Source organism: Rhizobium sp. BK289, from assembly GCF_014193575.1.
Taxonomy (GTDB): domain Bacteria; phylum Pseudomonadota; class Alphaproteobacteria; order Rhizobiales; family Rhizobiaceae; genus Rhizobium; species Rhizobium tropici_C.
Genome location: NZ_JACHZO010000010.1, coordinates 179,313 through 204,560, shown reverse-complemented (window position 1 = coordinate 204,560; position 25,248 = coordinate 179,313). Strand labels below are relative to the sequence as shown.

24 protein-coding genes and 3 pseudogenes are annotated in these 25,248 nt (G+C 59.6%); 10 read left to right on the top strand and 17 right to left on the bottom strand.

Translation table 11 applies throughout. The features are described 5' to 3' along the window. Positions 1 to 93: 93 nt before the first annotated feature. The 5 genes from FHT84_RS20725 to FHT84_RS20705 are packed head-to-tail and all read left to right on the top strand — an operon-like array spanning position 94 to position 5,412. Positions 94 to 1,032: an ABC transporter permease gene (locus tag FHT84_RS20725; protein ID WP_112342839.1), complete on the top strand. Its 939-nt coding sequence runs from the start codon at positions 94 to 96 to the stop codon at positions 1,030 to 1,032. Continuing rightward, a complete protein-coding gene (locus FHT84_RS20720; RefSeq protein ID WP_112342840.1) occupies positions 1,029 to 1,877 on the top strand; it encodes an ABC transporter permease in 849 nt (282 codons plus the stop codon). The genes FHT84_RS20725 and FHT84_RS20720 overlap by 4 nt, the downstream gene beginning before the upstream one ends. A gap of 5 nt (positions 1,878 to 1,882) precedes the next feature. Beyond that, on the top strand, positions 1,883 to 2,881 hold the full coding sequence (locus FHT84_RS20715) for an ABC transporter ATP-binding protein (protein WP_245430378.1): 999 nt from the start codon (positions 1,883 to 1,885) through the stop codon (positions 2,879 to 2,881). Then, positions 2,878 to 3,882: an oligopeptide/dipeptide ABC transporter ATP-binding protein gene (locus FHT84_RS20710; protein WP_113248600.1), complete on the top strand. Its 1,005-nt coding sequence runs from the start codon at positions 2,878 to 2,880 to the stop codon at positions 3,880 to 3,882. The genes FHT84_RS20715 and FHT84_RS20710 overlap by 4 nt, the downstream gene beginning before the upstream one ends. 15 nt (positions 3,883 to 3,897) lie before the next feature. Beyond that, positions 3,898 to 5,412, top strand: coding sequence for a carboxypeptidase M32 (locus FHT84_RS20705; protein WP_112342843.1), 1,515 nt, complete (start codon positions 3,898 to 3,900; stop codon positions 5,410 to 5,412). 645 nt (positions 5,413 to 6,057) lie between these two features. Here the strand turns inward: FHT84_RS20705 and FHT84_RS20700 are convergent. Together FHT84_RS20700 and FHT84_RS20695 are read right to left on the bottom strand one after the other, a co-directional pair. Next, positions 6,058 to 7,380 (bottom strand): type II toxin-antitoxin system HipA family toxin, encoded by a 1,323-nt coding sequence (locus FHT84_RS20700; RefSeq protein ID WP_183763913.1) that lies wholly within the window; start codon positions 7,378 to 7,380, stop codon positions 6,058 to 6,060. Further along, the gene (locus FHT84_RS20695) at positions 7,370 to 7,654 is read right to left on the bottom strand and encodes a helix-turn-helix domain-containing protein (protein WP_162736927.1); all 285 of its coding nucleotides are present in this window, start codon (positions 7,652 to 7,654) and stop codon (positions 7,370 to 7,372) included. The genes FHT84_RS20700 and FHT84_RS20695 overlap by 11 nt, the downstream gene beginning before the upstream one ends. A gap of 229 nt (positions 7,655 to 7,883) precedes the next feature. On the opposite strand from FHT84_RS20695, the gene FHT84_RS20690 reads away from it, so the two are divergent. Next, positions 7,884 to 9,086, top strand: coding sequence for an FAD-binding oxidoreductase (locus tag FHT84_RS20690; protein WP_112342846.1), 1,203 nt, complete (start codon positions 7,884 to 7,886; stop codon positions 9,084 to 9,086). Positions 9,087 to 9,182: 96 nt separating this feature from the next. Further along, a pseudogene (locus FHT84_RS20685) lies at positions 9,183 to 9,472 on the top strand (DDE-type integrase/transposase/recombinase); the annotation flags it as partial. A gap of 19 nt (positions 9,473 to 9,491) precedes the next feature. On the opposite strand, the gene FHT84_RS20680 reads toward FHT84_RS20685, so the two are convergent. The 5 genes and pseudogenes from FHT84_RS20680 to FHT84_RS20665 all read right to left on the bottom strand — a co-directional run bounded on the left by FHT84_RS20680 (position 9,492) and on the right by FHT84_RS20665 (position 12,939). Continuing rightward, positions 9,492 to 10,820 carry an acetyl-CoA hydrolase/transferase C-terminal domain-containing protein gene (locus FHT84_RS20680; RefSeq protein WP_113248599.1) on the bottom strand — a complete coding sequence of 443 codons (1,329 nt, stop codon included), beginning with the start codon at positions 10,818 to 10,820 and terminating at the stop codon, positions 9,492 to 9,494. Between the two features lie 290 nt (positions 10,821 to 11,110). After that, entirely contained in the window at positions 11,111 to 11,419 is a 309-nt protein-coding gene (locus tag FHT84_RS20675; protein WP_183763910.1) for a DMT family transporter, read from the bottom strand. Positions 11,420 to 11,578: 159 nt separating this feature from the next. Then, positions 11,579 to 11,704 (bottom strand): annotated as a pseudogene (locus tag FHT84_RS31500) (IS3 family transposase); the annotation flags it as partial. A 129-nt stretch (positions 11,705 to 11,833) separates the two neighbouring features. Continuing rightward, on the bottom strand, positions 11,834 to 12,613 hold the full coding sequence (locus FHT84_RS20670) for an SDR family oxidoreductase (protein ID WP_112342848.1): 780 nt from the start codon (positions 12,611 to 12,613) through the stop codon (positions 11,834 to 11,836). Further along, the gene (locus FHT84_RS20665; RefSeq protein WP_183763907.1) at positions 12,610 to 12,939 is read right to left on the bottom strand and encodes a nuclear transport factor 2 family protein; all 330 of its coding nucleotides are present in this window, start codon (positions 12,937 to 12,939) and stop codon (positions 12,610 to 12,612) included. Before FHT84_RS20665 ends, FHT84_RS20670 begins: the two co-directional genes overlap by 4 nt. 137 nt (positions 12,940 to 13,076) lie before the next feature. Here FHT84_RS20665 and FHT84_RS20660 point away from each other — a divergent pair, with 137 nt between their 5' ends. Further along, positions 13,077 to 13,973: a LysR family transcriptional regulator gene (locus tag FHT84_RS20660; protein WP_112342850.1), complete on the top strand. Its 897-nt coding sequence runs from the start codon at positions 13,077 to 13,079 to the stop codon at positions 13,971 to 13,973. Between the two features lie 119 nt (positions 13,974 to 14,092). On the opposite strand, the pseudogene FHT84_RS20655 reads toward FHT84_RS20660, so the two are convergent. Continuing rightward, a pseudogene (locus tag FHT84_RS20655) lies at positions 14,093 to 14,605 on the bottom strand (zinc-binding dehydrogenase); the annotation flags it as partial. Positions 14,606 to 14,819: 214 nt separating this feature from the next. On the opposite strand from FHT84_RS20655, the gene FHT84_RS20650 reads away from it, so the two are divergent. Both FHT84_RS20650 and FHT84_RS20645 read left to right on the top strand, forming a co-directional pair. Next, positions 14,820 to 15,329, top strand: coding sequence for a LysR substrate-binding domain-containing protein (locus FHT84_RS20650; RefSeq protein WP_112342851.1), 510 nt, complete (start codon positions 14,820 to 14,822; stop codon positions 15,327 to 15,329). A 332-nt stretch (positions 15,330 to 15,661) separates the two neighbouring features. Further along, a complete protein-coding gene (locus tag FHT84_RS20645; protein WP_183763904.1) occupies positions 15,662 to 16,273 on the top strand; it encodes a hypothetical protein in 612 nt (203 codons plus the stop codon). A 56-nt stretch (positions 16,274 to 16,329) separates the two neighbouring features. Here the strand turns inward: FHT84_RS20645 and FHT84_RS20640 are convergent, their stop codons facing one another. From FHT84_RS20640 to FHT84_RS20600, 9 genes are all read right to left on the bottom strand, one after another. Continuing rightward, positions 16,330 to 17,058 (bottom strand): calcium-binding protein, encoded by a 729-nt coding sequence (locus FHT84_RS20640; RefSeq protein WP_183763901.1) that lies wholly within the window; start codon positions 17,056 to 17,058, stop codon positions 16,330 to 16,332. 338 nt (positions 17,059 to 17,396) lie between these two features. Continuing rightward, complete coding sequence (trbI, locus tag FHT84_RS20635) at positions 17,397 to 18,692, bottom strand: IncP-type conjugal transfer protein TrbI (RefSeq protein WP_183763898.1); 1,296 nt, start codon at positions 18,690 to 18,692, stop codon at positions 17,397 to 17,399. An 11-nt stretch (positions 18,693 to 18,703) separates the two neighbouring features. Next, positions 18,704 to 19,141 carry a conjugal transfer protein TrbH gene (gene trbH, locus FHT84_RS20630; protein ID WP_169645954.1) on the bottom strand — a complete coding sequence of 146 codons (438 nt, stop codon included), beginning with the start codon at positions 19,139 to 19,141 and terminating at the stop codon, positions 18,704 to 18,706. A 3-nt stretch (positions 19,142 to 19,144) separates the two neighbouring features. After that, positions 19,145 to 19,957 (bottom strand): P-type conjugative transfer protein TrbG, encoded by an 813-nt coding sequence (gene trbG / locus FHT84_RS20625; protein ID WP_183763893.1) that lies wholly within the window; start codon positions 19,955 to 19,957, stop codon positions 19,145 to 19,147. 16 nt (positions 19,958 to 19,973) lie between these two features. Beyond that, a complete protein-coding gene (locus FHT84_RS20620) occupies positions 19,974 to 20,636 on the bottom strand; it encodes a conjugal transfer protein TrbF (protein ID WP_183763890.1) in 663 nt (220 codons plus the stop codon). Positions 20,637 to 20,654: 18 nt separating this feature from the next. Further along, a complete protein-coding gene (trbL, locus tag FHT84_RS20615; protein WP_183763887.1) occupies positions 20,655 to 21,836 on the bottom strand; it encodes a P-type conjugative transfer protein TrbL in 1,182 nt (393 codons plus the stop codon). Next, positions 21,830 to 22,018, bottom strand: coding sequence for an entry exclusion protein TrbK (gene trbK / locus FHT84_RS20610; RefSeq protein WP_112342860.1), 189 nt, complete (start codon positions 22,016 to 22,018; stop codon positions 21,830 to 21,832). Before trbK ends, trbL begins: the two co-directional genes overlap by 7 nt. Next, positions 22,015 to 22,818 (bottom strand): P-type conjugative transfer protein TrbJ, encoded by an 804-nt coding sequence (gene trbJ / locus FHT84_RS20605; RefSeq protein ID WP_113248587.1) that lies wholly within the window; start codon positions 22,816 to 22,818, stop codon positions 22,015 to 22,017. The genes trbK and trbJ overlap by 4 nt, the downstream gene beginning before the upstream one ends. Further along, positions 22,790 to 25,246: a conjugal transfer protein TrbE gene (locus tag FHT84_RS20600; RefSeq protein ID WP_183763884.1), complete on the bottom strand. Its 2,457-nt coding sequence runs from the start codon at positions 25,244 to 25,246 to the stop codon at positions 22,790 to 22,792. Before FHT84_RS20600 ends, trbJ begins: the two co-directional genes overlap by 29 nt. Positions 25,247 to 25,248 lie beyond the last annotated feature (2 nt).

Genomic DNA, 25,248 nt, shown 5'->3' with positions numbered 1-25,248 from the left:
AGACCAATTTTCGGAAAGCTAATGCGTAGTTTCAAAGAGTTAGTGTGTCCGAATGGACACCCGGCGTTCTAAAGGGAAGACCGGGAGCGACTATTGCCCCTTTTCAGTTTCATAATTCGGCGCGTGCTTCAGATGATCCCGACGGTGATCTTCATTCTCATCGTCACATTCGTGCTCGTGCGCCTGCTGCCGGGTGACCCCGCCAGTGCCATGCTCGGGGACCGAGCCATCGACGCGGATGTGGAGCGCATTAACAGGCAGCTCGGGCTCGACAAGCCCGTCCCGATACAGTTCCTTTATTACGTCGAGCGCATTCTGACCGGCGACCTTGGCAATTCCATCGGCTTGAAGGTTTCCGTCATGTCGCTGATCCTGCAACGGCTTCCAGTGACGCTGATGCTGACCATGATGTCGGCCCTGATCGCCCTCGTTCTTGCCGTGCCGCTTGCCTTCGTCGCCGCGCTGAAGCGCGAACGGCTTCCCGACAGCATCATTCGCGGGACATTTCAGGTCGGCCTGTCCATGCCGGTCTTCTATGTCGGCATCGTGCTTCTGACGGTATTTGCCGCTCAGCTGAAAATCTTCCCGGTCGGCGGCTACGGCGACACTTTCGGTGATCGGATCTATCATCTCTTCCTGCCGGCCCTGACCCTGGCATTGAGTTTTGCCGCAGTGCTCATGCGCAATCTGCGCTCCTCCATTATCGGTGTGATGAATGCCGAATATGTCGATTTTGCCACGGCCAAGGGGCTGCGCTCGCGCGTCATCCTCATGCGCCATGTTTTACGCAATGCGCTAATTTCCACGGTGACGCTGTTCGGCCTCCAGACGGGCACGCTGTTCGGCGGCGCCGTCATCACGGAAACGGTCTTTGCCGTTCCCGGCGCCGGCCGCCTGCTGATCGAGAGCATCTACGGCCGCGATTATCCGGTCCTGCAGGGTCTGACCATCGCCCTTGCGATCCTCGTCTCACTGACCTTCCTCGTCACCGATATCGTGCAGGCCTGGCTCGATCCGAGGATTGCCCGATGATAGGTATCGCAGCCAAGGCCGCTCGCTCCGCTTCGCGCTTGCGCAGGCCGCCCCGCTCCTTGATTTGGGGCGGCATCATTCTCGGTCTCAGCCTGGTCATCGCTATCTGGCCTTCGCTGATTGCGCCCTATGATCCGACGACGTTCGATTATAATGCGCTTTTGAAACCTCCGAGCTGGGCGCATCCTTTCGGTACCGACAGTTTCGGCCGCGACGTGCTTTCGCGCGTCATTCACGCCTACACGATCGATATGCAGATCGCGATCTTCGCAACGATCGGCCCCTTCATCTTCGGCACGATTGTCGGTGCCTTCGTCGGCTATGCCGGCGGCATCTGGGAATCGATCTTCGGGCGCATCGTCGATGCGACGATTACCTTTCCGTTTCTGGTGCTCGTCATCGCCATCGTCTCGGTGCTCGGCCCCGGTCTCGGCAACATGTATGTCGCCGTCGGCGTCGTCGGCTGGGTCTTCTATGCGCGTCTCGTCGCATCCGAAATCAAGGTGCAAAAACGGCTCGATTATGCCGATGCGGGCAAGGTCATGGGCTATGCGCCGCTGCGCATCATCTTTCGCCACCTGCTGCCCAATGCGATCACCCCGGCGATCGTCTACTGGATGACCGACATGGCGCTCGCTATCTTGCTCGGCTCAAGCCTTGGTTATCTCGGTCTCGGCGCCCAGCCTCCGGCAGCCGAATGGGGTGTGCAGATCGCGGATGGCAAGAATTTCATGAATACGGCCTGGTGGATCTCCGTCTTTCCGGGCGTCGCGATCGTGCTGACCGGCCTTGGTTTCAGCCTGGCGGGTGATGGCGTCGCGGAACTGTTGAGGGTCAAACGATGATGGGCATGCCGAACGACAAAGGCGGGCTGATCGTGCGCGGCCTGACGACGACCTTCGATACGCCGCGTGGACAGGCGATCGCGGCCGCCGATGTGGATTTCGATGTGGCGCCAGGCGAAGTTGTCGGCCTTGTCGGCGAATCCGGCTCCGGCAAGAGCGTGACGCTGCGCTCCATCATGCGGTTGATCCGCGAACCAGGACAGGTGAGCGGACGTGTCGAATGGCGCGGCCGCGATCTCGTCGCCATGCCGGCCGAAGAACTGCGCAAGGTTCGTGGCGGCGAGATCGCGATGATCTTCCAGGAACCGATGACAGCGCTGAATCCGGTGCTGCCGGTCGGCATGCAGATCGAGGAAAACCTCGCCGCCCACACGGCGCTGAACGCGAGAGAACGCAGGGCCCGCGCGCTTGAGCTGATGAACATCGTCGGCATCCCCGCCGCCGAACGGCGGCTGCAGCAATATCCGCACCAGTTTTCGGGCGGCATGCGCCAACGCGCCATGATCGCTATCGCGCTTGCCTGCTCGCCGAAGCTGCTGCTCGCCGACGAGCCGACGACAGCGCTTGACGTCACGATCCAGGATCAGATCCTCAAATTGCTGCTCGATCTGCGCGATCGATTGTCGATGAGTGTCGTTCTCGTCACCCACGACCTCGGCGTGGTCGCCGCGACCTGCGACCGCATGGCGGTCATGTATGCCGGCCGCATCGTCGAGACCGGAACGGTTGCGGATGTCTTCGGCAAGCCGCGCCATCCCTACACGCGCGGCCTGCTGGGATCGGTGCCGCGCTCCGGCACGTCGCGAACCGTGCTTCAGTCGATCGAGGGCACGCCGCCGAGCCTCACCAATCTGCCGGAAGGATGCGCTTTCCATCCGCGCTGCAAGTTTGCAACCGAACACTGTCTGAAAGAGCGGCCGGTATTGGAGACCGTGACTCCCCACGGCCGGATGGTTGCCTGTTTCCACCATGACCTCGTGGCGACGGCGGAGGCAATCATTTGAACGCGAACCTTCCCATTCTTTCGATCGATGGCGTCTCGAAACATTTTGCCGGTCCTTATTCGCTGGCGCGCCGCCTTCAAGGAAAACCGCCGCTCGCAGTCCACGCGCTGCGCGACGTCTCGCTTCAGATCCATCGCGGTGAAACACTTGGCATCGTCGGAGAATCCGGCTGCGGAAAATCGACTTTGGCACGCTGTCTGGTGCGTCTGCATGAGCCGGATGGCGGAGCGATCCGTTTCGAGGGCAAGGATATCGGCACATTCCGCCGCGGCGAACGGCGCGCCTTCAACCGGCGCGTCCAAATGATCTTTCAGGATCCCTACGGTTCGCTCAACCCCCGCATGACCGTTTCGCAGATCCTCGGAGAAGCGCTCTCCGTCCATAAGATGCGCCCTGCCGCCGAAATCGACCATCGCATTGCCGAACTGCTTGAACTTGTACGCCTGCCGCAGGACGCCGCCGCGCGCTATCCCCACGAGTTTTCCGGCGGCCAGCGCCAGCGCATCGGCATTGCGCGAGCGCTTGCCGTGGAGCCCGATGTCATCGTTGCAGACGAGCTGGTGTCGGCGCTCGATGTCTCGGTGCAGGCCCAGGTCGTCAATCTACTCCTGCGACTTCAGGAGCAATTGCACCTCACCGTCATCTTTGTCGCTCACGACCTTCGGCTGGTACGCCACATCTCGCATCGCGTGGCTGTCATGTATCTCGGGCAGGTGGTGGAAGTGAATACGTCGGAAGGTCTCTTCACCGCCCCGCGTCACCCCTATTCCAAAGCGCTGCTCGATGCCGCACCGGAACTCGATCCGTCGCGTCGCAACCGCATGGTCGCGGCGCGGGGCGAACTGCCAAGCCCACTGGCGGTGCCGCCGGGATGCGCCTTCGCCAGCCGCTGTCCGCATGCCTTCGACCGCTGCAGGGTCGAGCGACCACTTCTGACGCCGCGCGGTCACGGCCAGCTTGCCGCCTGCCACCTTCAAGATTTTGGGGCGCCGACGCCCTGACAGGATGAGATGACCATGAGCTTTGCCGCTTTCGAAACCGACATCGCCAGGATCAATGATATTCTTTGCGCCGTGAACCTGCTCACCTGGGATGCACGCACCATGATGCCGCCAGGCGGCGTCGATGCACGTGGCAAGCAGATAGCTACACTGGTCGGCCTTGCCCATGACCTTGCCACGAGCGACAAGCTGCAGCGCGCCATCGAAGGCGCGCGTTCGGAATTGTCCGGCGCCGATACCGCCGACCCACGCCGTCTCGCGGTTGAGCAGGCAGCCGAAGCCATCGGCACACTTTCGCGTATTTCCCCCTGTCTCGTCAGCGCCGCGGCCGAACTGAAGACCGTCGCGCAATCCACCTGGACCAAGGCCCGCGCCACCAACGATTTTGCCGCCTTTGCACCACTTCTGGAACGCACGATGGAGATGCAGCGTGAGATCGCTGCCGACATCGGCTATGAAGAGCATCCCTACGATGCGCTGGTCGCAACTTACGAGCCGGGCATGAGCTGGTCACGGCTGCGCGGCATCTATGACGAGCTGCGCGATGGCCTTCTGCCCCTGCTCGCACAGTCGAAAGAGGCCAACGTGCGGTCAGAAATTCTCGATCGCGCCTATCCGGTCGACAAGCAGCGCGCCTTCTCCAGTCTCATTTCAGCCCGCTTCGGCTATGATTTCAATCGTGGGCGCCTCGACGACACCGTCCATCCGTTCGAGATTTCCTTCACACGTTCCGACGTGCGCATCACCGGCCGCTTTCGTGAAACCTGGCTGCCCGGCGGCCTCTTCGCAGTCTGGCACGAGGCAGGTCACGGCATCTATGAGCAGGGCATATCTGAAGCCTTCAGCCGTTCCACCTTCACCACCGATTTCGTAAATCTCCACGCGGTCGGCGGCACCAGTTTTGGCACACATGAATCGCAGTCTCGCCTCTGGGAAAACCGCGTCGGCCGCTCCCGCCGTTTCTGGGAACTCAACTTCGCCGATCTGCAGAGGGTCTTCCCCGACCAGCTAAGCGACGTCACTCCGGAGGATTTCTGGCGGGCGGTCAACGCTGCACGTCCAGGGTTCATCCGTGTCGAGGCCGACGAATTGACCTACGACTTGCACATCATTCTGCGCTCGGAGATCGAGGCGGGACTGATAGCGGGCGAAATCCGTGTTGCTGATCTGCCCGAGATCTGGCGCGAAAAGATGAGGGCCTATCTCGGCCTCGATGTGCCGAACGATACACTCGGCGTGCTGCAGGATGTTCACTGGTCGTCAGGCATGGTCGGCTCCTTCCCCACCTATACGATCGGCAACATCATGTCCTCGCAGTTCTTCGCCGCCGCCCGCAAGGAGACAGCAATCGAGCGTGGATTGGAAGACGGCGATTACCTCCCGCTGAAGACCTGGCTGAACGAGAATGTCCATCAATACGGACGGTCGAAAAGACCGAGCCAGTTGCTGGTGGACGCGACGGGCGAAGACCTTTCCGTCGCGTCCTATGTCAGCGACCTGAAACTCAAGGTAGAAGACCTCACCGCTTGATTGGGCAAGGTCACTCACCGACCGCAAGCTGGCCTTAGAAAGATCTAGCCAGAGTTTCGCGGCTCGCAAAATCGGCGAATGCCTTTCAGACGACGCCTACAGCAGATATTACAGGCCGCACATGAAGTTGCGCATAAGCACACGAGTAACTATGGCCGTTCTGTCTGCGCGTCATAGAGTGGCGTGTACTCAATACAACGGCTTCAATTTTCATGCACGCGATGTCTGAAATTCGGCAAAGCTTTGCCCGCCGCGGGGCCGCCCTTCCGGGGGCGGCCCGTCGAAAACCTCGAGAAAGCAAGTTTTCCTAGGTGCCAGGCACGATACCGAATGTTCAAGTGCAATCGCCAGATTGCATTTGTCATTAGCGCTTGCGGTCACATTTATCGCCTGTGCCGGTTTCACCTCGTGTTGCCTTGCGGACTGGCCCGCGGCCAGCGGTAAAGCGGTACTTCTATCGAGGTGAAGCCTAGCGCGCTGGTGATCTGCGCGGGCCTGCCCAAGAAGAAAAGGGCGCCCGATCGCGGCCGCCACGGATGTTTATGCCGGAGGCGGTCTGCTCGGCAGTCCATGACTCATGGCCGAGGGAGTGGAGGAATGCTCCCGGCCATGCGCCTCTTTTGAGTTGCCTGGGCGTGGTCATCGTCAGCCACCTCCGCTGGCGATCAGGGTTTCGCGCGCGGTGCGGAATGCATCCTGCAGTGACTTGTGGTTATGGAGGCCTTCGAGGGCATAAAAGTTGAGAAACTGACGCCCGGCGAACAGCTTGCGGTCGACAGGGCTGAGGGCTGCTTCGTCACAGATCTCTCGCCAGTGTTCGGCGATGGTCTTGATCTGGTGCTCGATCAGCGCGGCGGCTTCCGTTTCTTTCAGGTGATAGTCAGGCGCGGCAGCGAGCAAGGTGGCGAGCGTGCTGGCGCGCCTCTCACCCTTGATCAGCATGGCCTGCGTGGCTTCGTTGCCAGTGCGGCCTTGCGGACAGATGTCATAGGCGGGTGTCAGGGTCAGCGCCTTGCCATCCCAGAAGGCGGCATGGTTGCGAGCATGGTCGTCGGTGTTCCCGCACAGCACGTTGAAGCAAATCCGCCCGTACAGCTCCTTGAGCGTATCCTTGGGGTCGGTGAAGCGGTGGCGGATCAGCTCGGCAAGGTCTTCGTATGAGGCATAGCGGGCCATCATCTCATCAAGGCCCAGCATGGTTAGGCCCGAGACCATGGCGTGCCGCGTCCAGCCGTTCTTGGTGCGGCTGCGGTCGAAGCGCTCGATCAGCAGCACGTCCTTTTGCGCGGCACGGGTCATTGCTACGGACGCGGCGTTGAGCCCGGAGGCGGTCGCAAGCCTCATGGCGATGAATTCGGCCTTCACGACGCTGTAGGTGTCGTTGGTGGCCGAGAATTTGGCGATGAACTTCTTCGTGTCGTCATCGATCAGCGCCTTGGGGCGCGCGCCGCCGATCGAGGTGCCGTGATTGAGTGCCTGGTCGAGTACCGGAATAAGTGGGACGCCCTTTTCGACGAGTTCGGCCGCTTCGAGGAGTTGGTCAAGCGAGGCTTGCGCGGCAAGGCGGGGAACATACTCTGTGGCCGATGCCTGGAAATCGAGGGCGCCAATCCGGTCGGAGCCCGACTGGAGCAGAAAGGTCAGCTCGTTGATGTTAGGCACGCCGGCAGCGTCGGGCTTTTTGCCCGTCAGCCTGTTAATGATGACTCGGCGGCCCCAGGCGTCCGGCGAGGCGTCGCGAATGCAGCTCGCCATCGACAGGCCACTGATCGGGGGGATCGTGCCCTCTTGAAGCGGCAGTTCCGGCTCATAGAGGGAAATCGCGTTCTTACGGCGCCGATAGCTGGAGCCATAGGTGAAGAGCAGGCGCTCGCCGTCCTGATCGAGGCGGCCCGCGACCACCGGTTCCGTCGCCCCCGGCAGCCACATCCAGACAAAGGCTTCGGTGGCATCCGCCTTAGAAGTCATCATCGACCTCCTTCACACTGTGGCGGACGCTTTTGGGCAGAAGGGTCAGTTTTTCGTCCAGGCGGGCGTTGTGCATCTGCAGGGCGCGCTCGTCATAGTCGAACAGGCGTACACCGACGATTGAAGCGACCTCGAAGACGATACCGATCTCGGGGCTGGGTGCGCCCTTTTCGATGCTGGATAGGGTCGTGCGACTGATGCCGGCGCGGTCGGCCAGTTCCTGCGCGGTCAGGCCGCGCTCGGCGCGGCCGACGCGGATCAGCTTGCCGAGCATGGTGAGGGCTTGGCGCGTGATTCTTGAATAGCTTCTCTGACGGGGCACGATATATCTCGCTTCGTTCATTTGAGTGGACATGAAGTCCTCTGACGTCCAGAATTCTGTACAGTATGACATCAACCTTACATCCGGGCAAGTTTTGTTCATTTGATTGGTCATAGTGGGGGCTCGCGGCCAGAATTTTATACACCGCGAGTATAGGCCATAGTAGGTCAAAGGGAGCTCCGTGTCGGCCGGCGAGTGTGTCGAAATCATTGTCAACCTCGCACGGATGAACAAGGTCCGGGATATCGACACGATCAACGACACCATCACTGTCGAGGCGGGATGCCTGCTCGCTGCGATTCAGGCCGAAGCGGCGAAAGCGATGCGCCTCTTCCCTTTGCGCATTGCCTCCGAGGGGAGTTGCCAGATCGGCGGCAACCTTGCCACCAATGCCGGCGGCAGCAATGTCATACGCTATGGCAATACCCGAGACTTGGTTCTCGGCCTGGAAGTCGTGTTGGCGGATGGGCGGATATGGAATGGGTTGCGTGGACTGCGTAAGGACAATATGGGGTACGACCTGAAGCAGCTCTTCATTGGCAGCGAGGGTACACTCGGCATCATCACCGGCGCCGTGCTGAAGCTGTTTGCGAAGCCTGCCTCTATCGCCACAGCTGTCTGCGCCGTGCCGTCGGTCCAAGCGGCACTGGAGCTGCTGGCCCTGTCCAAGCAGCGGACCGGTGGGCAGATAACGGCTTTCGAGCTCATGCCGCGCAATGGTCTGGAGCTCGCCTTTAAGCATTTTCCGGCGTACCGCATGTCTTTGGACAGGCTGCACGATTGGCAACTGCTCATCGAGTTCTCCTCAATCGACGAGGCCGTCTCTCAGCAGGAACGGATCGAAGCCACGCTCTCCGAGGCCCATGCATCCGGCCTAATCGTCGATGCGGCCATCGCTGCCTCCATCGAACAAAGCAGAAGCTTCTGGGCAATTCGCGAAGCATTGGCGGAAGCCGACATGAAGGAGGGGCCGACGATCCAGGGGGATATTTCCGTTCCGATCTCAGTAATACCCCACTTCCTTGACAGCTGCTCGAGCGAGATCACAAAGGCGGTCGACGGCGCCCGGATCGTTGCCTTCGGCCATCTTGGCGACGGCAATATCCATTTAGGGATCGTTGCACCGGAAAGAATCCCGGCCGAGGAGTTTCTAGCCAGATCGGAGGAAATTGAGGGCATCATCTGCGATCAAGCCCACCGATTCGGCGGTTCCGTCGCCGCTGAACACGGTCTTGCAAGCATGAAGACCGATGCGTTCCTCAAATATCGCGGCGACATCGAGCAGGATCTCATGTTGGCGATCAAGCATAGCCTCGACCCTCATAACATGATGAATCCAGGCAAAGTGCTAAAAGCGAGACCGGTTAAGCTTTCCACGGGGTGAGTTCTGCACGGTCGTTGGTGAGGCGGAAAGCGGGTGTTGATTACCGCCTATGGGAACGACTGCGAGTCTTGCTGCCGGGAATGGATGATCTTGGGCTGGCTGTGCCGCGCCGTGGATCCAGACGGGTATGTCCCGGATGAAATCGTTCAGGTTCGTCGCAACACCAAGGCAGCCAAGCGATTGCTGGTCCGTTTGCTGAAGAAACAGGGCTTGGCGCCCAAACACATCATCACCGACAAGCTGCGATCCTTTACGGCGCCGCCCGGCGTCAGGTCATGCCCGCCGTCGAGCATCGCTCTCATAAAGGCCTGAACAACAGGGCCGAGAATTCACGTCTACCATTTCGGAAGCGAGAACGAACCCGGCAAGGATTTCGGTCGATCGGCGCGTCTAAAGTTCGCCAATTCAGGCATAAAGCCCTGCCCCGTGGGCTGCCCGGTCCAGCTCCTCGCGAAAATCAGGATGCGCCAGCGCAATCAATGCCTTTGCTCGCTCGGCCACCGACTTGCCCTTGAGGTTCGCCCATCCATATTCGGTGACGATGATATGGGTGTCGTTGCGCGATGTGGTCACCGGCCCGGTGAGCGCCGGAACAATGCGCGAAAGCGTGCCCTTTGCCGCGGTGGAATGACAGGCGATGATCGACCGTCCGCCCCGCGACGCATAGGCGCCACGCACGAAATCGACCTGGCCGCCGGATGCACTGAATTGCCTGCCATTCACGAATTCCGAATTGCACGCCCCGTTCAGATCGACCTGCAGCGTCGCATTGACCGACACCGCCCGGTCGTTCTGAGAAATGACGAAAGGATTGTTCACATAGTCGACCGGATGGGCTTCGATGTCCGGATTGTCGTGCAGGAGGTCGTAAAGCGATTGATCTCCCAGCGCGAAGGTGAAGATCGACCGCCCGACATGCGTCTGCTTGCGGCTATTGTCGACCACACCCGCCTTAAGCAGATCGGCGAGGCCTACCGTCATCATTTCCGTATGGATACCGAGATGACGATGATGCAAAAGGCGTGAGCACACCGCATCCGGCAACGCGCCGATGCCCATTTGCAGGCAATCGCCGTCTTCCACCAAGCCTGCGACGATCGCGCCGATGGTATCGTCTACCTCATTGCTTGGAGCTGCCGGCAGTATCGGCAGGCTGACGTCATTTTCGACCAGCGCCGTCACGCTCGATATGGGAATCATGCAATCGCCCCGAACATAGGGCATATTTGCGTTGACTTCGAGGATCAGCCGAATTCCCGGTTTGCGCGATACGGTGAGCGCATAATCTGTACTGACGCCGAGGCTGAAATTACCATCCGCATCCATCGGCGCGACCGTTGCGATCAGCGTATCCACCCCGACATGCTCGACCAGCGAGCGCGGCACCTGGCTGAAATGGCAGGGCACCAGGTCGACGGCCGGCAATGCTTCCGCCGATCGCCTCTTGTCGAGCGCACGTTCCACGCCTCCGTGAAAGTAACTTATCGGAATGATCTGGTCACACAGGTCGAAATCGAAGACGCTGGTTCCCGCAACGCCGGTGCAAAGAAGATAATGGAGCCGCAAATTGTCGATGGCTCCCGCCCGAGCCCGTTCGGCAAGGGCCGCAAGAATGGCGGGTGGCTGCCCCGCAGCGATCGGCATCGCGACCTTCGCGACCGACGGAATTAGGTCGACGGCCTCCTTTGCGGATCGCAGCCGTTCGCGATACAGCATCTGATGCGTACCAGTCATTGGGTCCTCCTCCCGATGTCATTCTCAGAAAAAAATCAGCATCGATCTGCATGTTGATGCCCTCCCCGGCATCTATGATCGTTGCGGCTGTTCTCCTCTGCCCAGAACAGCCTTTATCAAAACCGCGTAATGCGTGTTCTGGCAAGACTGGACGAACAGTGATGTGTGAGGGCGGTAACATTCCCGGGATCAAGCGGCATGCCCAGCTCGGCATGGAAACCCGCAGCCTTTCTCACACCATTGTTCGCCAAGTCGGCCATTTTCGCAGTTTGGGGCCGGCCAGGCCGACCTCACAAGGCGCGCCGCGACAGGTATAAACCACAAGAGATCAGGCACCAGGCGACTAGGCTCGTCACCGAAAGGCTCTCGGACAGCAACGTCACCGCGACGATAAGGCTGACGATGGGCTTTGCAAATTGCAGTGGCGCGATCGACGCGACCCCACCTTTGGCGAGCGCCCAGAACCAGGCCGCAAACCCAATGAGGGTGCAAACCATGATCAGGAAGGCAAGGGCCGCCCAACCGTTCGACGTGACCTCGCCCCCACCAACGTCGGAAGGGCAGGCAAGGCGATCTCTGCACCGACGAGAATCGACCATGTGGTGGCGGCGAATAATCCGATCCGAGCCGACAGCCGTGCACCCGCGACATAGCCGACGCTCACCGGGACGGTGACGGCGAGAACAATCAGATCGCAGAGCGTTGCGCCCCAGAGCCTTCCCTTCAGCCTGTCGATATGAAGGTCGGGCGTTTATCCCGAGTCGGATACTATACCGATAACAGGTCTCGCTGAATCCAAATGTCTTGCATAACCGCACGATGCTCACAGCGCATTGCGCAACCGTTTTCTCAGCCAGCTCTCGGCGTGGCGAACCGCGGGTGACATCGCGCTAGTGCTCATCCATCTCTCCTCGTTTGGACACGAGGGTCAGTTTCTCATTTCGCCGGGCATCCCAGATCGGCGGGTGGGACGCACCCGCCTGACCTGCAACGGCGGTGGATGACCTAAATGCTCAGGCGGTAGGCACCGTCCCACCGTCGATCACATGCTCGGTTCCCGTGATGGAGGATGCTCGATCGGATGCCAGGAACGCGATCAGGTCAGCGACCTCTCCCGGCTTGGCCGGTCGCCCGAGCGGTATGCCACCGAGCGAGTTCATGATCGTCTCCACAGCTTCGTCGTAGCTGATGCCGGCTTCCTCTGCGATACGCAGGGCAAGACCGTTGGAGCTTGGATCGGCGATCCAACCGGGAGAGACCCGCACTACGCGCACGCCCTTGGGGGAGACCTCCTTGGAGATGCTCTTGCTGTAGGTGTTGAGGGCTCCCTTGGCCGACGCGTAGCCTGTTGTCGCCTGGTGCAGTGGAAGAATCCTCTGGATCGAGGTCACGTGAATGACCACCCCGCTTCCCTGAGCGATCATACCGGGAATGAGAGCGCGGTCCAGTCTGACGGCGGGAAAGAAGTTGAGGTTGAACTCTTTCTGCCACTCCTCGTCGGTTAGCGCCGCAAAGCCGCCTGAAGGGGCCGAGGAGCCCCCCAGCACGTTCACAAGGATGTCGAGCCCGCCGAGCTCTTGGTGAACGGCGTCAACGACAGTCTGGACGCCGTCTACCGCGGCCAGGTCTGCTTCGACGAAGGCCGCGCCGGAGAACTCCGCCGGCTTCTTGCGGGCGGTGGTCAGCACGCGGGCGCCAAACTCCTTGAACAACGCCACGGTAGCAGCGCCCGCACCCGAGGTGCCGCCGGTGATGAGGGCGCGACGGCCCTTGAGGGTAAGAAATGCGCTCATACGGTGATCTCCAGTTCGGCAACCTTGTCGCCTGCAAGCACGAAGATAAATCGCAGGCCGATCGGGCTGCTAGGGAAGTCGCCGATGGCATGGGCCATTACCTCAGTCTTCCCGTTTTCGATGGTGATCAAGAAGGGTTCGACCGTGTAGCTGTACTGCTGGGCCTCATCAGCCATCCATCCGCGAATGGCCTCGCGTCCCTCGTGGGTCTTGCCTTTATCCTTCACGATGCCGTGCTCGGTGAATGTGGCCGCGATGGTATCGGGGCTGCCTGTCCGGTCTGCGTCGAAATAGTCTTGGATAGCCTTCGGAAGTTTGATGGTCATTCGGTTCTCCTATCCTGAAACAGCCTCTTGCGCTGTGGTTTGACCTCCCTGCGAGATCGACTGACCCCAACTTAGATCACCCTCATTGACGGAATAAGCGGGATGAAAGAGGATGAGACGTTGCGAAAAGAGGGACAATGATCCGATCTGTTCTTGCTGACCTCGATGCCGTCCTCAGCATCGCCCGCCTCGGGTCGTTCAGGGCTGCCGCTCTGGACCTCGGCGTGTCCACGACGGCCTTGAGCAATTCCATCGCAAAGCTCGAACAGCGCCTCGGCATCCGCCTGTTCAACCGGACGACGCGCAGCGTCTCGTTGACCGAGGCGGGCAAGACCTTCGTCGACCGGGTCGGGCCGGCAGTGACCGACATCCACGACGCCATGCTGGCGGCCCAATCGCTCCAGGAAGTGCCGACGGGCACGTTGCGCATCAACGCGTTTGCCACCGCAGCTCGCGAAGTGATGGAGCCGCTGATCCTCTCGTTCATACAGCGCTATCCCCAGGTTCACGTCGACCTAGTCACCGAGGGACGGATCGTTGATATCGTCGCGGCCGGTTTTGACCTCGGCCTGCGGCCGGCCGATCTCGTCCCGGCCGACATGATCGCTGTGCCTCTGGGCCTGAAGCGCAGCAATGCAGTGGTCGCATCGCCGGAATTCCTTCGCACCCATGGCACACCGACTGTGCCGACTGACCTGTACCGGTTTCGCTGCATCCGCGCGCGTCTTCCCAACAACGCTCTGTTCCGGTGGAAATTCGAAAAGGACGGAAATGCCGTTCAGATCGACGTTCAGGGGTCGATTACGTTGGACGAGTCGAGCCTAGTCAGGATAGCCGCACAGAACGGAGTAGGCCTTGGATACGTTATGGAGGCGGATGTGCGAGAAGACATTGCAGCCGGAAGGCTTGTGCGCGTGCTGGAGGACTGGACGCCATTCCTGGCGCCGCTGGCGCTCTACTACCCCGGAAGGAAGAACCCGCCCGCGGCCTTCACTGCGTTCGTCCAAGCCGCTCGCGATTTTGCAAAGGGGTGATAGCTCTGGCGTATCGCGGTGCCAATGCTATCGGTCGCGAGCACGGTGTGTTCGGCCTAGAGGCGTTCCTGGAGCCGAAAGCCGTCATCGCCTGAGGAGCCGAGGTTAGGCTGGCCGCGTCACGGATTCTGAATTCGGAGGAGAACCTTTCCGACGGGCTTGCCGCTCTCCTGGAACTCGTGTGCTTCGGCCACTTCGTCGAGGGTGTATGTCTGCGCAATCCCGTGGGGCATATGCCCTCGAGGTGGCGCAGGCCGAAACCTCGTAGGCCGCCTGCCGCATCGCTGCTTCCGGCATGGTGTAGACATAGACGAAGCGGAACGAGAAACCGCCATCAGCGTCGGGAAGAACGGGATCGTGAGCCTGACCTGCGGCGTTTCCGTCAAATAGGCCTTGACGACCCCGTCGCGCGCCAGACAGGCCACCGCCACGTCAACGTTGGCAGAGAGGTCGACGTCTACAATGCGGTCAACCCAGTGGCCGCCGGTCGCCGGTCGTACGGCCTGAGAGACGTCCTCCTTGTGCCTGTTGACGATGAGATCTGCCCCGGCCGCACGTGCGACCTCAGCCTGCTCGTCGCGGCCCACGGTCGCCGCCACCCATGCCCAGGCCCATTTCGTAAGGAGGACCGCCGCGTTGCCAACTCTTCATACGCGACAAGCGCCGACTGGTTCCTCGTGCCCAGGCGATGGCGCTGTTTCGGAATACCGATGCGACCTTTGCCCAGATGGAGCGGATCGCCAAAACAGTGACATCGATCCGGGGCATCGACAGTGACACCATCAGCATCGCGGCACCCTACGTCTTTTCAATGAGACTGCTTCCGGACGTTATCAGGACGTTGCGATCCCGACAGGCCATAACTTCGGTTCAGCTCAGGTCGGAAACTATCGGGAAGTCATCGAACATGTGCTGGAGGGACGCGCGGATATCGGTCTGGGACGACTGCCGCTGGACGACAAGATCTTCGAGTGGTGCCCAATAGCGACGGCGACCAATGTCTACATCTTCCATCGTGGGCACCGGCTCTCGCAGAAAGACGTCATCAGACCTGAGGACCTGATCGGCGAACCCCTCACCTATGTGGAGCCTCAGATGCAGTCGCATCATATGAACGAAAACGCGATGCGCTACATGGGTGCAGAGCCCAACCTGGCGATCCAGTTCGATGTCACTGGGCAGGAAGTCAACTTCGTCGCCGCAGGGCTGGGCATCACAAGCAGCAACACCTTCGCCGCCCGTCAGTTTGCCGCCTTTCCTGTCGAAATCCGCCCTTTGAGCCTAGCGCTCTCTATCACTACGCCATCTTCTGGCAAAAAGGCCGACGGCTCGGTCCGGTTCTGCAAGATGCCATAGAGATCGCTGTCGCTTGCGCCACGACGGGGAACACTAGCGTGTCAGAGGAATCGTTAGCGGTTAATCTCCAGCAGTGACCTTGATGAGATCAGAGTCCTCGAGCACGGCTTAGTCGTTGAAATCCGTCTGCAAGGATAGGTTGAGACAAGCTACGGGTGTCACGATGGGAATGAGCAACCATGGGGATTGATCATGACTTCTGTTGGAGCAACTTCATACTACAGTTCAACAACTCGATACTCTATCGCTGATCGATCGAATTCGGCCAGTGGTGATGTATATGACAAACTTCCGACGACGAAGGAGGCGGCAAGGGATCGGATACATCCGATATGAGGCCAACGATCGATAGCCGTCCATCTGCTTCGGCTAGTATTTTTCAAGGCAAGATCGCCATGACGGCGCTGGACTTGAAGCCGATCAACGTGGCCGAGCTTTCAGAAGACAAATATCAGGAATTCATGGAGGCGAATCAGCGCCACATAGAAGCAAATAAGAAGTATCTGGAAAGTCAGTATACGCAAACGTCCAACCCGGACTATTCAAACGACCCGCGCGTGAAACCATATGCAACGATTACAGTTGCGGGCGAAGTTGTTGCAACGATCGACAATCAAGGCGTCGTTGGTACCGATAGCAACGAGCTTGGCGAGCGCATCAACAAGCTTCTAGCCGGACTTAACGAGGATGCCGCATCGAGCGGCCCTGCCGCTGCTCAGAACAGGGCGGATAAGATCGCCGAAATGCTTGGTGGACGGATCGTTAAAGCGGGAACGGCAATGTCGCAAAGCCAATATAATGCGCTTGCCCCGTTCGAACAGTCCGGGTCAACAATCGACTACGTAGCGATGAAGACAGATCCGCTATACGATCAACTTCAAAATCTGTATGCGAAACACGCCAACATCGAACGAGAAAGGGCTGATTATCTCGGTCGGCAGTAGCCTCATGAGGCAAGCCGGCGACATATCGTCGGCTTGCCTGCTTTGCAATGGAGATATCAAGCGGCGAGGAGCGTCGTCAGGTCGTACTGCCCGCCCTGTCCGTTTGCCGCATACAAAGTTTCAACGACATAGTGGCCGCCGAGAAAGAAGTCTTCGATAATGACAGCATTATCCACGTTGTTGTCGTTGGCATAACCAGCGAGAGAAAAGAACCAGAGTTCATCGCCGAACTGTGAGAGCCCGAGATCGGCGTCGGTATACGTGACGAACAGAACGTCATGATCGTATGCCGTATCAGTGCGGGAAGTTCCTGTGTTGGTTATACCGTCATTGATGTAGTCGTTGCCCTGGCCATTGTATTGATACTGATCGTTGCCTGCTCCTCCCCAAAGGCGGTCACTTCCCGCGCCACCATCCATCGTGTCTGTGCCTGCGTCACCAAAGAACTGGTCGGCTCCGGCCTGACCGAATAGGGTATCGTTCCCCGCAACTCCGACAAACACGTCATTTCCCGCACCACCCTCTGCATAATCGTTGCCGGCGTCTCCTGTGAGCCAGTCGTTCCCAGCTCCTCCAAAGAGCTGATCATCGTCTGCTCCGCCGTAGAGAGAATCGTCGCCAATTCCGCCGTTCAAAATGTCGGTCCCGGCGCCGCCATACAGAGCATCGTTGCCGTTGTAGCCATTGAGGGTGTCGTTCCCGTCGCCACCGGAAACGTGTAGTCGAAGCTGAAGGATTAAAGCGTTTTCTGCAACCCTTGATGAGTATTTGGTAAATTTGTTCAACTGTTCGATTCAACCATTGAAATTGCAAAAGAAGCGCAGTTGACAATTTAAAGTTTCATCAAAAATTCATTAATGACGTCTGGGGTGAAAGCAAAAATGTGCCGTTTTACGCTTCAACGTATTGGGGCCGTGCATGATGAGCAAACCACCCGAAGCGTCGTTAGTGCCAGATGGAGCTATGTCAACCCACAGAAAAAGGGCCGGCTGATACCGCGGCCCTTGAGGTGTGAAGGTGAAAACCTCCAGAGGGGAATAGCCGAGAGCGGGCTGGGGAGGAATATCGCTCGTCTATGGTACGAGGCACGCACGAAGGCGCTGGCGGATCGTCGAGGCTGTTTTCATCCTCGGTAGGGAGCTGGGAAGATGACGTCCTGGTCCACCAGGACGTTGAATCTATAGCCCGGCCGAATTTGGAGCGTCGGTTGAACATTGAGGGTCTTCGAGATCGTCTGTTCCGCGACCCGGCCGAAGCTTTCGGCGAAATTTCGCCGTGCTGCATCCGAGGCCGTATCCTGCGTTGCTAGCGTCGAGCTCTCCGGGACTGACATGTCGATACCCGCCCCGATGATAGCCACCAGCGCTGCTGAACCGAATGTCCTCCAGAGATGGCGGTCAACCTTGTCCTGAAGGCCCCCATATCCTTCGGCATCTGTGCCGGCCATGCCACCGATCTGCAGGGTGGATCCGTTCGGGAAAATCAGATCCGACCAGACCGCGAGAACGCGCTCCTGCCCGAACGATACCTTGGAATCGTAGCGACCGAACAGCTTGGCACCCTGCGGGATGAGGAGGCGATAGCCGGTCGCGCTGTCGTAGACGTTCTGATTGACCTGAGCGGTGATCCGCCCAGGCAGATCGGAGTTAAGGCCGGTAATCAATGTCGCCGGGATGACCGAACCGCGCTTCAATTCATAGGGCGACATCTGCGGTACGACCTGGTTCGGCAGGTAGCCGAGATCCTTGATGTCCTGATTGAAGAAATCCTCCTTCGACGTCTGCCCGTTCTGGTCGACGTTTTGGCCCAGGACGCCGGATTTCATGGCAGCAGCGTAGAGGTCCGAAGTACCGTTCGCAGCGACATTTGCCGGCTGTAGGCCAGTCTCATTAGTGGAGCTCGCTGCCTTCTCGACATCTAAGATGTCGACTTTCAGCGGTGAATCAAGCGCCGTAGCGCGCGCCTGCAGGCGGGCCATCCGCTGGCGCTGAGCCTCGCGGATATATTGTTCATCCTGTTCCCGCTTCAAACGCGCCTTCCACTCTTCTTCCGACTCAGGCCTTGGTCGGCGATCTTGCTGTTCCGCTGGTTGTCGCTCGACGATCGATTCGTGTTTTTCCATTTTCTCTTCGAGGACAGGGCTCGGTTGAAACACCGCCTGTTTCTCTGGCTCGCCGATAATTCCATCCGTTATACCTCGCTTGAGCTGGTCGCCAAAGCTGGTCGCAGGAGTGTTGGAGGCAGGCTCAATGTCGCCACGATGAAAGGAAAGGCTACGCAGCGACAGGCCGATGACGACTACTCCTGCAAACAAAGCGATGACGATGACGGCTACGATGATCGGCAGGCGGTTGAGCCGTCGCATGCCATTCTGGCCATCGGCTTGGCCTGACGTGCCAAGCTGGAGGGATTGGACCATGTCGGCCTCCTTCAGTTGCGCTGAATGATCGAAAGCGGACTGGCCGGCGTGGCGCCAGCCGCCGTTGTCGTATAAGCACGACCGAGAACGATGGAAGGTGTCGACAGACGAGCAAGAACCTGCCCGTCGAAGCCGTCAATTGCATAGGCAAGTTCGACCGGCTTGACGTCCTTTGCAACCTTGCCGTCGGTGACGACCGTGTAGCCCCACCCCTTCAGGGCTGCCTCGAGTGCTGTCGCGAATTCCGAGGTGTCCTTTTCCATCTTGATCGCCGTCGCACCGGCCGAGCCGATCTGCTCGGCGAGCCGGCTTGCCATATCGCCAGCAATGGCACTCTCGGCGGCTCCGGTGATGGTGACAGGAGCTGAGCTCGTGGTCAGCGCGTCGTCGGCCGTTTGGCAACTGGAGAGTAGCGCGGCCACGATCAGAAATCCGAAGATCTTACCCATCGATCACCCTCCCCGCTGAATGGTGATCTTCTGCTGCCGCCAGCCGACGCCCGAAACGAGGATCGCCTTGTCGATCGCATAGTCGACGGTCATCATGTCGTTCTTCATCCGATAGTTCACGATCCGGTTTTGACCGCCGGAAACGACGAAGAGTACCGGCGCATCCTGGCCCGAGATAACTCTCGGGAACTGGATGTAGGTCTTCACGCCGTCCGAATAGACCCGCTTCGGCTTCCAGGGTGCGCTGCCGCTCACGGAAAAGGAAAAGTTCAGCTTGTCCGGCGCCGCTCCCGGAATGCCGCCTATCTCGAGCCTCGCATTGATGTCTGCAAGCTTAGTCGAAACATCTTCCGGATATTCGAAGCCGACACGCGCCATGTACTGACTAGGATGGGACTTGAGCTGAATGTGGTAGGTGCGTCGAGATGTCGTGACCACCATCGAGGTCACAAGACCGGGTTCAGACGGCTTGACGATCAGGTGAATCGCCTGGCCTCCGGTGGCGCCTGAGGTCGCTGGTTCCACTTTCCACCGCACGGTGTCGCCGACCAAGACGTCGCGCACGATCTCGCCCCCCTGGAGCTCAATATCGCAGACCTGAAGCGGCGAGCAGACGACGGAGGGCTGGGTCTCGCCGAATAGGAAGATGACTTTGCCATCCGCCCCCGTGGTCACCAGGCCGGACGTTCCCCGCCATTTCCGAGAGATATTCGTGCCCTTCACCTCATTGTTCGTCATGCTTTGCGCCTGCGCATCCGCCACAAAGGCGAGTCCGGCTATGCAGCCAGCGGCCGCGATCAATCCTGTTTTTTGCATTCAGATATCCCTGCCCTTAAAGCTGTGCCGTCCAATCGAAATCCCGGACATAGAGGCCGATCGGGTTGAGGCGGATCGTCGCCTCATCCTGTGGCGCGGTCAGCGCGACCGTTGCGATGCCTCGGAACCGCCGTGTCCCGGTTTCTTTGCCCTTCCGGTCCCGCTCGTATTCCGTCCAGTCGATCTGGTAGGTCTGATTTGAAAGCGCCACGATGTTGTTGACCTCAATGGCAACTGTCGAAGATTTCGCCTTCTCGAAAGGCGAATTGCCACGGAACCAGGCGTTGATTTTCTCAGTCGACGGATCGGAGTTGCGAAGAAGGGCGTAGGTTCGATCGATGTATTGCTTCTGCACCACGGCATCGGGCGTGATTGAGCGGAAGCTGGTGACGAAATTGCCGAGCGTCGAGCGCACCACGCGCACATCGGCATATTCGATTTGTTCGGGGAAGCCAGCTGTTACTGCGGTTCCAAGCTTGTCAACCTCGACAATGTAGGGGACAAGCTTCACCTGGGTGCTAAGATACATTGCGTAGCCGAAGCCGATCACGGCCATCGCCAGGCTAAGGATGCCGACGATCCGCCAAGCGGCGGCCGCCTTTACATAGGAGCCATAGCGTTCGTTCCATTCGAGGCGTGCGGCAAGATACGGATTATCAGGGGCGCGGTTCGCTGCCATTTATCCTTTCCCTCGTGATTACGGTTTGTCATTGCGTTCAGGAAGCGGCTTGGGTCCGCTGTGGCCGCTGCGCTGTTCATCGAGCTTCGCGTTGGCAAGTCCGAGAATGGAGCCGGCATAGGCGCCGGGAGAGCCGATTGCCTTTTCCTTGGCCGCTGAGCCGGCTGCCTGCGCACCCGAACTGAAGCCCGCACCGATGCCGCGAAGTGCTGCACCAGCGACGGAGGAGCCGGCGGCCCGCGCGGCCTGGGCCGCCGCGAAGCCGGCGCCGGCAGCGCCCGCGGCGAGGAACCCAGCGCCGGTGGCGAAGGACGCCGCCTGCCCACCATGGTGGATCGTTTCCATGCCGCCGCTGACGGAGGCTCCCTGGACAACGCCTTGAATGATGTTCGGCACATACATGGCGATGATGAAGACTACCACGGAAATGCCGGCGATCGATAAAGTGGTCACGAATTGATCGGACGATGCCGTAGGAGCATTCGCTAGCCCTAAGAGGACCTGCGACCCGATCTTGGCGATCATCACCAGCGCCATCAGCTTCATGCCGACGCCGAAGGCATATATGAGGTAACGGACGGCGAAGTCTTTCGTGTAGGACGAGCCGCCCAACCCCAGCATGATCATGCCGGCGAGCAGACCAACATACATCTCGACCATAACCGATACAAAGATCGCTGCGACAAGGGAAAAGCAAATGACGACGACACCCATCGCAAGTACAGCCGCGATCGCCAACGAATTGTCCTCGAAAACCCCGAATTTCGCCTGTTGTGACATTTGCGAGGCGACTCGGATGCCGGCGTCGAATATTTCGGCGGGTGAAGCTGAACCCCCGCCTGAGCCGATCTGAAAAAGGCTGTCGACCACCGCACGTGCAAACGTCGGGCCTTGCGTGAGAACGAAGCCAAAGAACCCGATGAACATGATCCGCCTTACGAGTTCGGCGAACCAACTATCCAGTGAGGCGGCCTGGATCGCGAGCCAGACCGCAGCGATCCCGATCTCGATCGTCGCGAGGATCCAGAACAGCGATTTCGCCGCATCCGTGATGGTGGTCTCCCATCCCTTCGCAGCAGCTGACACCTGGTTTTCCAGTTCTGTGAGGACCTGTCCCTGCTGTGCGAACGCCGGTGCCGCGCAGGCGAGGCAGACAAGTCCGGCGATCAGGAATGAACGTGCAAAATTCCTCTTCACCATCTTGAACGCATCTCCTGGCCGTCCTTGATTGGTGGCAGCTCCTTGCCGGAGCCGAAGAATTTCTCGCGAAGGGCACGTTGCTCCTCGCTGAGGGCCGGTTTGGCTGTGCCCGTGAAATCAGCAATCAATAGGATCGCAGCGATGGCGGCAAGCAGCAGGCCAATGAGGACGGCGCGGCTCACCAGCGGGGCTCCATTTTCTGACCTTCGGGAATGCTCTTGACCTCAGCATTGAAGAACTTTTCACGCCGCGCCTGAGCCAAATCCTTGTCGGTCTGCTCCGTCTGGAGCCAGGTTCCCATCATCGTTATCTGCTGGGAGACGAGACCGCGAAGCTTCTGCATCTGCGCGACTTGCTGGGCGGCAATTTCATGCCCGACCTGCAACGCCTTCATCTGCCCATCGGCCGTCTCGGACATCGATCTCAACGAGGACATCGTTTCCTCCTCGCTGTCGAATTGGCCGGCCGTCAGGCTCGCCGCTCTCAGGGAGCTGGCAATGGTCTCGCGATTGGTATTTGACCAGGATTGGTAGGTCGAGGAGAATGTGGCATTATCCGGCAAGTTGGTCTTGAGATCGGCATAGCTTTGAAAACGCTGCTGAAGAACGTCGTCGGCGTTGCCCATCGAAAACGCGATGCCCTGCCCCTGGTCGACGATACTGCGCAGCTGCTTGAGATCGCTTTCGACCTGTCCCCAGACATGACCAGGAAGCTGGGCCGTGTTTTGCAGCATGTTCTGGTAGATCTTAAGCTGGTTTTCGATCTGCTCAGCGAGCTGGCTGATCTGCGTCAGCTGATTGTCGACCTGGATGCCCGAACTCTTCATGAGGTCCACGAGTTGCGCATTGTTGGCGAGCTGCGTCCATTCCGTCGCAGCACCGGTGGCGGTCCCCGCCCATGCTGAAGCGGCGGCTCCGATCGTCAGGGTAGCGACTGCCAGGCAGGCGAGCCAACTATTCGGACTTGAGTAGCGATTCGGCATCGTGAACTCCCCTTGTTTCAAGCCAGCGGATTGGCCAATCGCGGCCATGTTCGGATTTCAGTGCGCGGATGCGCTTCAGGTCTTCTTTGCCGGAGGCGCCGACGAAGCTCAGCGCGACCGGCCCAAGTGACATGTCGAAGAGGCGCCGGCCTTCCGGCGTTGCCACGTAATATTCGCGCTTGGCGATCGAGCCTGATACGATCTCGATCTGGCGCTCGTTGAAACCAAGCCGTTCATAAAACTCCCGCGTTCCCGGCTCACGAGCGGCCCCGTTCGGGAGGCAAATCTTGGTCGGGCACGACTCCTTCAGGACACCGATAATCCCGGAGCGCTCGGCGTCCGAGATGGATTGGGTCGCAAGGACCACTGCGCAGTTGGCCTTGCGCAGCACCTTCAGCCATTCGCGGATCTTGTTGCGGAACACGGGATGGCCGAGCATCAGCCAAGCCTCGTCGAGGACGATGAGACTGGGAGACCCGTCCAGGCGCTTCTCGATCCGGCGGAACAGGTAGGTCAGGACCGGGACGAGGTTCCGCTCGCCCATGTTCATGAGCTGCTCGATCTCGAAGGTCTGGAAGGCACCAAGGGTCAACCCGTCTTGCTCCGCATCGAGGAGCTGCCCCATCGGCCCATCGACGGTGTAGTGATGCAGTGCGTCCTTGATCTGGCGCAGCTGCACGCCGCTCACGAAATCCGAAAGCGAACGACCGGAGGCACTCGCCATCAGTCCGATCTGACGGGAGATGGCGTTGCGATGATCGGGCGTGATGGTGACGCCCTGCAGGCCGACCAGCATCTCGATCCATTCCGTCGCCCAGGCCCGATCGGCGTCGCTTGCGAGTTCGGACAAGGGGCAGAAGGCTAAGGCCCTATCGTCTCCTTCGGCGTCGCCGCCAATCTCATAGTGGTCGCCGCCAGCTGCGAGCGTCAGCGGCAAAAGCGAGCTTCCTTTGTCAAATGCAAAGATCTGAGCTTGGCTGTATCGCCGGAACTGCGCAGCGATTAGCGCCAGAAGCGTTGACTTGCCGGAGCCGGTTGGTCCGAAAATCAGCGTATGGCCAACATCATCGACATGCAGGTTGAGCCGGAATGGAGTGGAGCCGCTGGCGACCTGCATCAATGGCGGCGAATTCGGTGGATAGAACGGGCATGGGGCGATCGGGTTTCCCGACCACACCGAGTTGAGCGGGATCAAATCCGCGAGGTTTCTCGTGTTGATCAGCGGTTCGCGTATATTGCAGTACCAATTGCCTGGCAGACTGCCGAGAAAGGCGTCGGTCGCGTTGAGCGTTTCGATCCGAGCGCCAAAGCCTTCAGCCTGAATCAGCCGGCGGATTGCTTCAGCCTTTTCCTGCAGCGCCTCGCGATCGCTGTCGAACAGCACGATGACCGGCGTGTAATAGCCGTAGGCAACCAGTTGCGATGAGGCCTGAGCGATGGCATCCTCCGTCTCGGCCACCATCGTCATGGCATCCTGGTCCATCGACCGGCTTTGCGTCTGGAATATCTGGTCGAAGAACGGCCGGACCTTCTGCTGCCATTTCTTGCGTGTGCGCTCGAGTTTTTGCCGCGCCTCCTCCGCATCGAGAAAAATGAAGCGGGACGACCATCTATAGGTCAGCGGCATGAGGTCGAGACTATTGAGAATGCCTGGCCAGCTCTCCGCCGGCAGACCGTCGATCGCCACGACGCCAAGGCAGCGGTTTTCGACCTTCGGTGTCAGGCCGTGCTCAAGTTCGGCCGTCGCGATCCAGTCGACATACATGGGAATATTCGGAAGCCGGATTGGATGGTTCTCGCCGGTAATGCAGAAGCGGACGAACTGAAGCAGCTCGTCATAGCGGGCAACCCACTCCCCTCCCCCCTCGATCGTCTCACGGGTTTCCATCCGTCTGATCGATAACGTGTTCGCGAAATACTGCTCGACTTCACGGACGGCGTTCTTGAAAACGAACAGCACCGTGTCCGCGTAGGATTTCTTCCGGCTCTCTTCATCCGAATAGATATATTTGCTGAGGGCGGTCTTCCTGGACTCAAGCGGCCGGTAGGTCAGGATGAGGGCGTGCTTGCTCTCGAAATGCCCCTGCTCGCGCTCGAAATGCGCCCGGCGTTCTGCATCGATCGCACGCGTGACCGGATCGGGGAAATGGCAACGATCTTCCGATGGATAGTCGACCGTCGGAATGCGGATGGCCTCGACCTGAATCATCCAGCCACTTCCAAGCTGCGACAGCACTGCATTGATCTGCCGCGACAGGTCGTTGCGTTCGAGGTCGGTTGCGCTTTCCGAATCCGGCCCGGCGAAGTACCAGCCGGCCATCAGGCTCCCGTCCTTCAGCAGGAGCACGCCATTGTCGACGAGGCCAGCATAGGGAACGAGGTCGGCGAAGGATGGACCGGTCGCGCGGAAGCGTTTGAGTGCTGCCATGG